Below are 13,783 nucleotides of genomic sequence, written 5' to 3' on the forward strand. Positions count from 1 at the left end.
ATGAACATCCCGTCAAAAACATGGTCACATCAAAATTCAGCACATAGTTTGGCTAGCATTATTAACGAAATTCTCGAACACAGCAGAAAGGAATTTTTAAAACTTAATTTCTCTCCTCTTTCATTTACAGAACATCGAATAGAATATGTGGTAAAAATTAAAAATGTATCCTACATCAATGATAGCCTGGCTACCAATGTACATGCTACATGGTATGCCCTGGAATCTTTACCACCTGGTATCATCTGGATTGCTGGTGGTGTCAATATTCGGCAAAACTACGACATCCTTGTTCAACCCATTAGAAAAAAGGTAAAGACCATCATTTTGCTCGGAAAAAACAATCATCTTCTGAAAGATGCAATTAAGGATATCTCAATAACTACTTATGAAACCTCTGAAATGAAAGAAGCAGTCTTGTTGGCTTATAAGTTGGCTTCACCTGGAGAAATAGTATTGCTTTCTCCTGCTTGCCCAAGTTTCGATTTATTTAAAAATTACAAGGAAAGAGGTACTTTATTTAAGAAAATTGTACTTGAACTATGAGAGGATGGCCTGGCTTTTTGAAAGGTGACCGTGTTTTGTGGATAATCAGTATCTTGTTATCCCTTATTTCTATTTTAGCTGTTTATAGTTCTACCGGAACTTTAGCTTTCAAATACAAAGGTGGTAATACTGAATATTTTGTAATAAAACATGTCCTCATTCTTCTCAGTGGCTTTATTATTATGTATGTTGTTCACAACATTCCTTATAGTTTTTTCTCACGCATAAGCAACCTGCTATTTTATACCTCCATCGTCCTTCTTGTTATAACAATTTTTAGAGGTACTTCTTATAATGAAGCCTTACGATGGCTTACCATTCCTGGAATAAATATCAGTTTTCAAGCTTCAGATGTAGCCAAATTTTCACTCATCGTATATCTTGCAAAAAATCTTGCTGTGTATGAAAATCAGATTACAAATTATCAATTTTTCTTAAAAAAGTTTATTCTTCCTGTCGTTGTTGTTTCATTGCTCATTTTGCCTAGTAATTTTTCCACAGCTGCTCTCATCCTTGTAGTGTGTATGTTAGTTATTTTCACATCTACCATACCGCTCAAAAACTTTTTTTATACGTCAGGTCTGCTTCTTGCAACTCTTTTAATAGCTATCCTTATTCTATATGCTTTGCCTAATAAAGGTCGTGTAGAAACTTGGAAAAGCAGAATTGAATCGTTCGTTAAGTACAAAGATGACCTTGAGAAAAACTACCAGTCCTTACAGGCTAAAATAGCTATTGCCTCTGGGGGCATGTTTGGAAAAATGCCTGGTAATTCTTCTCAGAAAAGCTTTCTTCCTAATCCTTTTTCTGACTTCATCTACGCATTCATTGCAGAAGAATATGGCATTTGGGGACCTATGATTATTCTTGTTCTTTATCTTATTTTGCTATACAGAACTATCGTAATTGCTAGAAAAAATGAAGGACGTTTTGGAATTTATATGTCATTGGGTATAGGTTTCATGTTGTTCCTTCAAGCTATGATTAACATGGGAGTCTCGGTAGGAATTTTCCCTGTGACTGGACAACCTTTACCCCTTGTCAGTATGGGTGGAACGTCTATTTGGTTCACCTGTCTTTCTCTTGGAATTATCCTTAACATTAGTCAACAAAATCAACAAGAACAACAAAATGAAGAACATTATGAAATCCCATCATCGCAAAACTAAGCTTCTTTTTTCTGCAGGAGGCACTGGTGGACATATTTTCCCAGCTCTTGCCGTTGCTAAGTATATCAAAAATCATTTTCCTGAAACAGAGATACTTTTTGTTGGCTCTAAAGAACGAAAAGAGATGGAAATCGTTCCCCATCATGGTTTTCCAATTGTGGGTTTAAGCCTTCGAAGCGGTCTAAAAAGAAATCTATCCTTACACAACTTTAAAGTTCTCCGACAAACTTTTCAGAGCTTGAGAGAAATGAAAAAAATTCTTAAAGAATATAAACCTGATATTGTGGTGGGTTTTGGTGGCTACATCACAGGGCCTGTACTCAAAAAAGCTATCTGTTTTAATATACCAGTTGTTATTCAAGAGCAAAATGCCATACCTGGTTTAACAAACAGGCTTCTTGCACATAAAGCCAACTTTATTTTCACCGGTTTTGATGGGATGGATAAATATTTCGATGCAAGCAAAATCATACATACAGGAAATCCAGTTAGGGAAGATATCATCAATAACGTATACTCCAGAGAAGAAGCCATTCGTCAACTTGGACTTAATCATGAATTACCAGTTCTTCTCGTTCTTGGTGGTACTTTAGGTTCAAGAAGTATCAATCATGCCATGTTACAGATTCTTTGCGAACTCAATAGAAAGAATATTCAGGTTATATGGCAAACTGGTAAACATTATTATGTGAGTGCTAGAAATTTCGTCATTTCTCGTGAATTGAAAGGATGTATCGTAGAAGAGTTCATCGAAGATATGCCACGAGCCTATGCAGCAGCAGATATTATCATTGCTAGAGCTGGCGCCTTAACATTAGCTGAACTGCAAGTGGTGGGGAAACCTTCGATTGTAATTCCTTCCCCTCACGTTACCAATGATCACCAAACTAAAAATGCACGTAAACTCTATCAACGAAATGCTATCATTCTTCTCCATGATAGCGAAATAAATAACAAACTATTACCAACCATTGAAGAACTTCTCAACAATGCTGAACTGAGGCAAAGACTTGCAAGCGAACTTAAAAAAATGGCCAATCCCGATGCAACAAATAAAATTGCACATCTCATCATGGAAATCGCTGAACTAAAAAAAATAAGTAAGCATGAGTAAAACGTATTACTTACTTGGAATTGGCGGTATAGGTATGAGTGCTATTGCTGAATTTTTGCTGCTTGAGGGACATGAGGTTTATGGCTTCGACGCTGCATGCACCCCTTTGACTGAAAAACTTCAGCAAATGGGTGCAAAAATACACTATGAACCAGATCCAGAATCCATCCCTCAAAATATTGACGTGGTCATCTTTACTCCTGCTATTCCTGACGATTTTGAAGAGTGGACTACAATAAAAAAATTACAAATTCCCATTTTAAAACGTATTGACTTCATTGGCCAGCTTGTAGCCGATATACCAGTTATTGCAGTAGCTGGTACTCACGGAAAAACAACCGTTTCTGCCCTCATAGCACATACATTAAAACAAGTTCGCATACCCCAACTTAGTTTCATCGGAGGTATAGTCAAAAAATATGACACCAACCTGTTCTACGACAAAATGCCACAATGGGCTGTCGTTGAAGCTGATGAGTATGATCGTTCTTTCCTTAAATTATCCCCACGCCATGCTATCATCAATGCCATTGAAGCAGATCACTTAGATGTTTACGAAAATGAAGAAAAACTTTTTTCAGCTTTTTCTACATTCATTAACAAAACTCATCCGCAAGGGGAAGTATGTATCTCACATGATGTACGCTTAAACAAGCTAGACGTATCTCGATCATTTTGCACATATGGCATAGAACAAGGACATGTTCAAGCTAGAAACATCTCCATAAATAATGGTAAAACAGAATTTGACGTCTACATGAATGAACAACCTTTTATAAAAAGCATTCAATTACCATTTCCTGGCACCTACCAAATAAAAAATGCCCTTGCAGCTACTATTATGTTATCAAAAATTGGGCTTTCTGCTTCACAAATCAAAAATGGTATAGAAACATTTCCGGGTATCAAGCGACGTTTCGATATAATTATAGAAACCGAACATGTAGTTTACATCGACGACTACGCACACCATCCAACAGAAATCAAATCATTGATCGAAGCTATTCGTACATCATATCCTAGAAAATATATAAAAGGTATTTTTCAACCTCATCTCTACTCCAGAACGAGAGATCTGGCACAAGATTTTGCTGCCGTACTAGATTTGATTGACGAACCTCTTATCACAGATATTTACCCAGCACGAGAAAAACCAATACCCGGTATCGACCATGAATTTTTGCTTTCTCTTATGAAAAACCCACTTAAACGCTATGTCCCTTACGGTTCTATCCCTCAAGAAGCAAGAAATATCTCAGGAATTTTGCTTACTATAGGAGCTGGCAATGTGGATTTGCTCATCCCTGATATTGTAAAAAAAATCATTGAAAAATGAGGAAGAAAAAACTATTTTTAATGATAGCTCTCATTCTTGCTATTTTATCAGGATGGCTCATGTGGTTTGTTAATCAAACCTACTCCAATGAATATATTCAAAACATTCACGTCAGTATTCAAAATCCTTCTCAAAAAATCACGTATCAGGAGGAAGACATTCTTAGCATTCTCACCCAGAAACACGGCAATCTACTTACGAGAAAAATTAAAGAAATCAATACCATGGATTTATTGTCAACATTAAGTAAACATCCATGGTTTAAAAACATTAAAATTTACCTTAAAAACCAAACATTATACATCGAACTAGGCATTAGAAATCCAATAGCAAGGCTATTCGATAGTCAGGGAAGATTTTATTTTCTAGACGATGAAGGTTACGTATTACCTAGTCCCGACAAACCTGTCTTTAAAACACTTGTTGTTAATGGTAAAAACATACCATCTTACATTCCTGGTCTAAAATTAAGTTTGATCGATCATATTCCTTACGACAGCTTGCAAAAACTTAGTGTTTTATCTAAATTATACACGCTTACATATCATATCGAAAATGACACTCTCATGCGTGAACTCATTTCACAAGTGTACATCAAAAGTCCGAATCAATTTGAACTCATCACTTTTATAACCCAACAACCTTTGATGTTAGGGGATATCGATGATCTGAAAACAAAGTTTACCAACATTCGCTACTTTTTCAAATATGGTATTCCCCAAATTGACATAGAGAAATATGCAAGTTTTCATTTTCAATATATAAACCAAGTCGTTGGAATTAGAAAATAATAGTCATATGAAAAATAAAAATGATTTTTTAGTAGGGCTTGATATCGGAACAACCAAAATCGCTGTCATAGTTGGTCAATTAAATGATTTCAAAAAGCTCAACGTATTAGGGCATGCCGTCGTAGAATCGCCCGGAGTAAAGAGAGGAGTCATACACAACATTGATAAGACCGTTGAAGCTATTAGGACAGCAGTTGAGATAGCAGAACGACAAAGCAGAACAGAAATCCATCAAGTCAATGTTGGTATAGCTGGCCAACATATTCGTAGTTTACATCAGATTCAAAGTGTCATAAGGAATAATCCAGAAGAAGAAATTTCACAACAAGAAATCAATGATCTGATTAAAAACATGTATAGACTCAACCTCAATCCGGGTGAAGAAATTATTCATGTCATTCCTGAAGAATATATAGTAAACGGCGAACATGATATCAAAGATCCAGTAGGTATGATCGGTTCATCGATGGACGTAAAATTTCATATCATTACTGGTTCCATGTCTGCCATTGCTAACATTCAGAAATCTGTCAATAAAGCCGGACTTCACATCAACGATCTGATTCTAGAACCATTGGCTAGCAGTTATGCAGTCTTGAGTGAAGAAGAGAAAGAAGCTGGTGTTGCATTGATCGACATTGGTGGAGGCACTACAGATCTAGCCATATTTGTAGATGGTATTCTCGTCCATTCTGCAGTGATTCCCTTCGGTGGTGATATTATCACTGAAGATATCAAGGTGGGACTTTCTATTTTGCGAAATCACGCTGAAGCACTTAAAATAAAATTCGGAAATGCACTTCCAGACGAAGTAAAAGATGATGTCTACATTTCCATACCTGGATTAAAAGGAAGATCTCCTAAAGAAATATCCATGAAAAACCTTTCACTAATAATTCATGCAAGAACTGAAGAAATTCTAGAATTTATATATAACGAAATCAAAAATGCTGGTTTTCATAGGAAACTCATCGCAGGTATTGTTTTAACAGGAGGTGGATCTCAGTTGAAAAATATTGCTCAATTGTGTCAATTCGTTACCGGAATGGAAACTCGCATAGGTTACCCTACCGAACATTTGGGTAATTCCGTATCTAAAGAGCTACATCAGCCCATGTATTCTACATCCATAGGACTTATCCTGCATGAAGTTTATATGGAAGAAAATGTTTCCGTCAATGAGAACACTCCCAATCAAGGCGGTCGTGAAGTAAAAGGATTTTTCAGAAAACTCATTCAAAAAAGTTCAAAATTTTTTGAAGATGACATTGAATAATTAAAAATGAAAAATATGGAAAATATGTTGACGAATATTCAGATTGTAGATGAAGATGCAACCAACCCCATTATTAAAGTAATGGGCGTGGGAGGAGGTGGTAGTAATGCCGTTAATCACATGTTCAAACAAGGAATCTATGGAGTTGAATTTGTCGTGGTAAATACTGATAATCAAGCTTTAAGTATTAGCCCTGTACCCATTAAAATCCAAATTGGCAAAAAACTCACACGTGGTAGGGGAGCAGGAAATGACCCCATGAAAGGTCGCGAAGCAGCCATGGAAAACTTGGACGAAATTCGGGCCGTGCTCGAACGAAACACGCAAATGCTTTTTATTGCTGCAGGTATGGGTGGTGGAACCGGCACAGGCGCTGCTCCTGTTATTGCAAAACTTGCACAAGAAATGGGAATACTTACGGTTGGGATCGTAACTCGTCCATTTTCGTTTGAAGGCAAACTAAGAAAAAAACACGCCGAAGAAGGCATTGAAGAACTGAAAAAACATTGCGACTCGTTAATTATCATCAGCAACGATAAAATTAGAGATCATTTTGGTAATCTTAAGTTTTCAGAAGCCTTTGCAAATGCCGATAATATTCTCACTATAGCTGCCAAAGGCATAGCAGAAATTATTACCGTACCAGGCTACGTTAACGTGGACTTTGAAGATGTTAAAACCGTCATGAAAGGAAGTGGCATGGCTATTATGGGAACCGGTATCGCAGAAGGCCAAAATAGAGCTCAAAAAGCTGTAGAAGCTGCAATTCACTCACCACTTCTGGACGACATCGATTTACAAGGAGCTCAAAAGATTCTTCTCTATATCTCGACCAGTGAAGAAGAGCTTACCATGGACGAAATTAAAGACATTACAGACTATATTCAGTACGCAACAGGCAATATTGCCGACATCATTTGGGGTAACGGTTATGACTCCTCTCTTGGCAAAGCTCTATCAGTAACCATCATAGCTACCCAATTTCAACATGAACAGCTGTATTCCTCTGCATCTTCTCAAATTATATCTCTTAACGAAAGGAATAATTTAGAGCAAACTGAACAAGAACCATTTGTCATAACCACTAAAAATCAACAATCGACTCATTCAGAAAGTGAAAATCTAAATTCAACCTCACATACCTCCAACAAAACCTCAATCGATGTTACCTTACCCCCTGCTCCATTATCTAATACTCCAATTCAGAATCAAACCAAAGAGGAAGAAAAACTACTCAAGGAAAAAACCATAGAAAAAAGATTGAAAAATTTCAATTCACCACTTCTTAAAAATATAAACATATCTGAGCTTGAAGATGTTCCTGCATATCTGAGAAAAGGTATCACTCTTAACAAAGAAATACCTTCGGATATGGTATCCATAAGTAGTTTCACTCTAAACATAGACGAAAACAAGAACATAACTCTCAAAGAAAATAATTCTTTCCTACACAACAACGTCGACTAGGTAATTCTTTAGTTTTTAATAATTTTAAAAACTTCTATGGCGGAGGTGGGTAATTTTTTTATTTTCAAAACATAGACACCTTTACTCAGGCCTGCCAGAGAAAGCTCAACTTTATCCTCTGAAAAACTTCGATAAATCAATTTTCCATCAATTGACTGAAGTTCGACTTCAGATTGTTCAGCTATGACAAATAACTTATCTTTAACAGGATTAGGGTATACCTGAACACGCCTAAGACTTTGATCGTTTCGCTGAGACAAGATGGTGGTAAAATTATTCACTATAGGCAAACGGATGTAGGATGGGTAATCAGGTGAAAATCGATATGTTATTTGTGCTGGCAAAGCGTGGTAACGTATTCCTTGAAACACATAACCTGATGTATCACCAGGTTTCCAAAGAAAAAATTCTCCCGAATTAAGGGGAATGTGTGGATTGGACTGATATCTAGGATAATTACTGCTACTGAGCAATATTTTGATTTTGTGATTTCTCCCAAAAATATGTCCCATCGGGAGAAGTCTAAATTTTAAGTAATAATAAGTATCTTGCAGGGCATTGGAAAAAACTGCTTGATCCGGATCACCATGATCTACTATTGCCTGAGCATAATCCCTTGCTCTAACGTTAACAGTTCCTTCTGTAACAAACATCTCTCTACCATCTGGATAAACATCAATAATTCGCATCATGACATCGAAATTAATATAGGATGAAACTCCATGATAACCTTTAACATAGACTGCAGCCTCAGGAAAACCTACGACCACCAAGGTATCAAGCAATGGAGATGTTTCAAAAGCTAGAACATCGTTTCGATTCATGGTATAAGGAGCATATTGTGGATTTGCTAGATTGATGGAGCCTTGAGATTTTTTTCCGCCTCCTGGCACTTCTGGAATCATGTTATTTCCACCTACGGTAATTACAGGATCATGAGGATTGCTATTATAACTCAACACACCCTCCTCTGCGAAAGGAGGTAATGTCGATATATATCGATTACCATGTAAATATAAATACATAAAACTAACACCCTGCTTTAAAGGAAAGGAATCAACTCCAACCCAATAATTTCCGACTTTTTGATTATATGGATCATTATCTGGTCCCGTAATATATAAACGCACTGGAGGTAATGAATCAAAACGTGTAGGATTGAACGGAACAATAGAATGATCGAACTGAAAAATAGGATTTTCAAGCTGATTTATAGGAACATATGTCTCAATGATATTACTTCCTAACTTCAATTCACAAGGAATATTCGGCAAAGCTTCCTTACCTCCAAGAAAATTCAAAAAGCGATAATACGGCGTATAATAATTTCTTGATGGTATTCTGATCAGGATACCTCCAAGATCTTGCCATCGAGTCGATGCTGGAATAAAGAAATAAGGTTCACCCCCCAAGTGTGTGCGAAACCACCCCAAAAGCTCAGAACTATAAATCCGATCCAATGGCAGTTGTCCTTGCTCAAATTCATCGAAACTTACTTTGAGCAAATAAGTTACGTTTTCAGGATAGGTAATATCACCAGTTTTTCTAGTAGTAATGGTCTGATGAGCCCATGGACCAATAACAAGAACATGCTTTAAATGAGGATAAGTAGCCCTTATACGGTTAAACGTTTCTATTTGCCCATCTATAAAAATATCCCACCATCCTGTCAGGTGGTAAACAGGTACATTCATATTATAATAACGACTAATAGTACCAGAAGAGTCACTTTCTCCATTATTATTAATTGGTGCCTTTGAAATATCCAAGTCTTTTGCGAGAAAACTTGTTGGATATGATCCTGAAAACATAAATCCGTTTTTTTTCTCCAACATAAAAGAAAGCAAACTGTCAGTTAATTCTTGGAAATTCTGATAACCATAATCCTTTGGTGTATGAATAGTATTACTATAAGAAGTATCAAGATCATTCATGCTTTCATCTAGGACCGACAATTGACCACGAAGCCAACCATCCACTAAAGAATATCTAAACACTCCATTATTAAACAAAGTCGTATTAAAATGTTCACCCGTTGCAACAAGGGGCATCAGACAAGATAATGGGTTTTGTTGAGTAAATGGAATAGATGCAGCCGCCTGAAACTGTGAATTACCCAAAGCCGATGCACCAAACATTCCGATCTTCCCATTGCTGATTAGAAAAGATTCTTTAAGACCATCGTTGTTTATATCATATTCTCTTTTAAGGCTATCTCGAATGTAAAACAACACATCACGACCATCAGTATGATGCAAGGTATTGGATGGATCAGAAATTGGATATGGATCCATGGGTAAAGTTAGCTGAGGATGGTAAGAATATTTCTCCCATCCATCGCTATACATAGGAAAATACATACCCTCACTTGCATACCTTCCTCGCATATCTTGATAAATAAAAGCATAGCCAAAGATGGAAAAAATGCTTCCCATCACCTTGTCGGAAGATTTATCATATGGCGTTCGACTTAAAATGACAGGAAGCTGAAAAGATGAAATTTCAGTTACCGTATCATAAACAACGTACTGGGTTCCTCTTGCAATCAGCTCGATCATGTAGCTCTGTCCATTTATATCTACAGGTACCAAAACACAATCTTGCAATATGGGCAAATAGATATCTGTTGACAACAAAATTCCATCCTTCGTAGGTATCTGTATGGTTCTAATTTCGCGCATCTCATCAGTATTATCGAGTTGACCATTCAGGCAAACTTGAGCTTTCAGACCAAGCCACACAACAACAAACAGGAAAAATAATGTTGTTTTTTTCATTTTTTTTAAAATTACAACTATCTCGAATTATGATATGACTTTGTTACACATGAATTTTTTTCTACCATGCTATTTTTAACAAAAAAATGACTCATTATAAATTAATCCAGGACATTTATAAAATGATCGATTGTTCTTCGGTAAAATTATCAGTCATTTTCCTACCATAAAACACATTATTTTCTCAAACATTAACCTATGAGAAAACCCTTAGTTAGCTTTATATATCTTCAAATTAGAATGTAGATTTTTCCCGTGAAAAATTAGATAAAATCATCAAATAAAATTATCTAATTTCACTGTTACTGTTGCGACGATCAATATCTAATTTTATTCTATTCAAACGAAGTTTATGAAGATATCCATAATATTCTTAATTTTCGTAATACTTCCTTTGAATGGAATCGAAAAAAATTTCCTGAAAAAATTTTCATTAAAAGAGCCTTACTTTATTGAGAATAAGGGGCAATGGGATGAAAACGTCCTTTATCTATGCCGGACAAAAGAAATGGATGTTTGGATAACCAAGGATGGAATGGTTCTAACGTTTATAGAAGCTCGAAACAACCAGGCCATAATAAGAAAAAATTCACTTTCTTTTCAAAAACCATCAGGAGAAGGTCATCTTAAAGGGCAAAGGGTTATCTTGAAATTCCTTCACCAAAACTCAGAAATTCACCATACAGGGAAACTCAAACTTCAAAGTTATCATAATTATTTTCTTGGAAATGATCCACAAAAACACAAAAGCCAGATTGCACTATACAGAGAAATCGTCATGAAAGAGATATACCAAGGTATTGACATTCGATATTATTTTGATCGCGGTTTTTTGCGTTTTGATTTTATAGTCCATGCCGGGGCCAACCTAGATCAGATTTGTTTTACACTAGAAGGTCATGATAAATTGGTCTTTGTAAATAATCAAATTACATTTTCAACCATCCTCGGAGAATGTTCAATCAATGATTTAAGATCTTACCAAGAAGAAGAAACCATCTCATCAAAATTTGTTAAAGAAAATAATTTATTTTTTATTAAAACAGGTCCATATGATAAAACTAGGACTTTAATCATAGATCCAGTTATTTTTTCTGCCTATGTTGGTGGAAGTGGTTACGACGAAAGTTATGACATTGCCGTTGATGAGATGAAAAACGTTTACATTACAGGTCAAACTTGTTCTCCAAATTACGATATTACACCTGGTGTATTTCAAATAAATTCTCAAGATGATGCTAATGCTTTTGTTACCAAATTTAATTCTACTGGAACTGAAATGATCTTTAGTACTTACATTGGTGGAAGTAAATGCGAAAGTGCATATGGACTTTGTGTCGATGCAGACCATAATATTTTTATAGTAGGAGAAACTTCTTCAGAAGATTTTCCTTCTACATCTCATGCTTTTCAAAACAACCTTACGGGCAACATTAATCTCTTTATGGTCAAATTAAATATGCTTGGAAATTCCTTAATTTATTCGACTTTTACGGGTGGAACAGGTAATGATATTGCAACAGACCTTGCCATCGACAACAAATATAATGTATACGTTACAGGTTTTACCTTTTCAGATAATTTTCCCATTACTGAAAATGCTTTTCAACAAACAAACGACGGTGGATCGGATGTATTTGTCATTAGGTTCAGCGCTCATGAAATGAAAATGGATTTTTCTACTCTGCTTGGAGGATGTGCTGATGATATTCCAAACGGCATAGCTATAGATAATAATCGTTTTATATATATCACCGGTATCACTTTTTCGCATGATTTTGATATCACAACCAATACTTTTCAAACTTCTTATGGTGGAATGATGGATGGGTTCATAACAAAAATAGATCCAACAGGATCACAGTTAATTTACTCTACTTATGTTGGATCTGAAAACGATGATTATGCAAAAAAAATTGCTACAGATGAGGAAGGAAATGCATATGTAGTGGGTTACACCTACTCCGTCGATTTTCCGACAACATCAAGCACAATCCAGCCCACATATGATGGCAATGGGGATGCATTCATACTAAAACTTAATCCTGAAGGCAACTTCCTTATCTTTTCAACACTTCTAGGAGGAAATGGATTTGAATGTGCACAGGATATTGCTCTCGACAAATCAAAGAATATTGTTATCACGGGCATGACATCTTCAACCGACTTTCCAACACTCGGAGACACGATTCAACTCATATTTGGTGGAGGATATTGTGATGCATTTTTGTCCATGATTAATTCATCTGGATCTTTAATAATTTACTCTACATTTATAGGTGGCTCGGATGATGAATGGTGTCATGCTCTTGCTATCGATAACAACAACGAAATTTACGTTACAGGTTTTACGTATTCAGAAGATTTTAGTTTACCTGAGAACAGCTTTCATTCCTTATACAGTGGGAATGGTGATGTTTTCGTTATCAAATATACAACTATAGATTTATTACCCGTGGTTTATCTTAATATACATGCATACTGGGATAATCAAACTGGCGTAATCGAATGGGTCACTGCAACGGAAAACAACAATCAAGGTTTTTTTATTGAAAGAATGATCGATGGCAAATTTACTGAAATTGGATTCGTACAAGGTTCTGGAAATTCTCGCGAAATCCGAACATATCATTTTTTTGATAAAGATCTTCTAAACAGCAATGAAAATATATTTATCTATCGCCTTAAGCAAATCGATTACAATGGTAATTACTTCTTATCCATACCATTTTATCTCAACAAACAGAACGATGTAACTTGCTCTAAAGATGATTTTCAGACATGCTTTCTATTTCCATGTCCTGTTCCATCAAAAAGTGATCTCTCTCTTGTTTTCAATGTTTTAGCAGAAACTAAAGTTAACATTAAATTATATTCTATCAACGGAATTAGTATTTTCGAGAAAACTGTTCATGCTTCCGAAGGCATGAATGAATTCAAACTTTATCTAGATCATATCCCAGCAGGTAATTACTTTGTCGTTTTACAAAGTACTTCAAAACATCGTACACTTCCTCTTATCGTATTGAGCGATAAATAAATATTTCTTTATTTCCTTACAATGTTCTGGGAGAATCGTGAATGTCCATTTTAAAGAAAACTTCATGATGGAATCGTACTCGTAATCCAAGAAATAATCCCCCCAATTGAAAAAGATCCAAACCACTGGAAAAGCTTGACCGAACTCTCTAAGAATTTCTCATTAAAAACATTTACGATGATACTGTCTTGCGACACTACTTTAAAAAGAGAAAATATTCAATGGGGGTTTATATGGATCTTCTTCATTACGTTCCTGAAAAAATCT

Annotated in this window: 9 protein-coding genes; 8 read left to right on the forward strand and 1 reads right to left on the reverse strand. The window is 35.7% G+C overall.

Going from position 1 to position 13,783, the window contains the following annotated elements:
- The 7 genes from N2Z72_01085 to ftsZ are packed head-to-tail and all read left to right on the forward strand — an operon-like array spanning nucleotide 1 to nucleotide 7,699.
- Nucleotides 1–546 (forward strand): hypothetical protein, encoded by a 546-nt coding sequence (locus N2Z72_01085; protein ID MCX7696270.1) that lies wholly within the window; start codon nucleotides 1–3, stop codon nucleotides 544–546.
- Complete coding sequence (locus N2Z72_01090) at nucleotides 543–1,715, forward strand: FtsW/RodA/SpoVE family cell cycle protein (GenBank protein ID MCX7696271.1); 1,173 nt, start codon at nucleotides 543–545, stop codon at nucleotides 1,713–1,715. Before N2Z72_01085 ends, N2Z72_01090 begins: the two co-directional genes overlap by 4 nt.
- A complete protein-coding gene (gene murG / locus N2Z72_01095) occupies nucleotides 1,678–2,829 on the forward strand; it encodes an undecaprenyldiphospho-muramoylpentapeptide beta-N-acetylglucosaminyltransferase (protein ID MCX7696272.1) in 1,152 nt (383 codons plus the stop codon). The genes N2Z72_01090 and murG overlap by 38 nt, the downstream gene beginning before the upstream one ends.
- Nucleotides 2,822–4,165 carry a UDP-N-acetylmuramate--L-alanine ligase gene (murC, locus tag N2Z72_01100; GenBank protein ID MCX7696273.1) on the forward strand — a complete coding sequence of 448 codons (1,344 nt, stop codon included), beginning with the start codon at nucleotides 2,822–2,824 and terminating at the stop codon, nucleotides 4,163–4,165. Before murG ends, murC begins: the two co-directional genes overlap by 8 nt.
- Nucleotides 4,162–4,956: a hypothetical protein gene (locus tag N2Z72_01105; GenBank protein MCX7696274.1), complete on the forward strand. Its 795-nt coding sequence runs from the start codon at nucleotides 4,162–4,164 to the stop codon at nucleotides 4,954–4,956. Before murC ends, N2Z72_01105 begins: the two co-directional genes overlap by 4 nt.
- Nucleotides 4,957–4,963: 7 nt before the next feature.
- A complete protein-coding gene (ftsA, locus tag N2Z72_01110; protein MCX7696275.1) occupies nucleotides 4,964–6,232 on the forward strand; it encodes a cell division protein FtsA in 1,269 nt (422 codons plus the stop codon).
- A 15-nt stretch (nucleotides 6,233–6,247) separates the two neighbouring features.
- Nucleotides 6,248–7,699 (forward strand): cell division protein FtsZ, encoded by a 1,452-nt coding sequence (ftsZ, locus tag N2Z72_01115; protein ID MCX7696276.1) that lies wholly within the window; start codon nucleotides 6,248–6,250, stop codon nucleotides 7,697–7,699.
- 8 nt (nucleotides 7,700–7,707) lie between these two features.
- Here ftsZ and N2Z72_01120 read toward each other — a convergent pair whose 3' ends face one another.
- Nucleotides 7,708–10,476 (reverse strand): T9SS type A sorting domain-containing protein, encoded by a 2,769-nt coding sequence (locus N2Z72_01120; GenBank protein ID MCX7696277.1) that lies wholly within the window; start codon nucleotides 10,474–10,476, stop codon nucleotides 7,708–7,710.
- A gap of 508 nt (nucleotides 10,477–10,984) precedes the next feature.
- Here N2Z72_01120 and N2Z72_01125 point away from each other — a divergent pair.
- Nucleotides 10,985–13,516, forward strand: coding sequence for an SBBP repeat-containing protein (locus tag N2Z72_01125; GenBank protein ID MCX7696278.1), 2,532 nt, complete (start codon nucleotides 10,985–10,987; stop codon nucleotides 13,514–13,516).
- The last annotated feature ends 267 nt before the right edge of the window (nucleotides 13,517–13,783 follow it).

Source organism: Bacteroidales bacterium (assembly GCA_026418905.1).
Classification (GTDB): Bacteria; Bacteroidota; Bacteroidia; order Bacteroidales; family DTU049; genus JAOAAK01.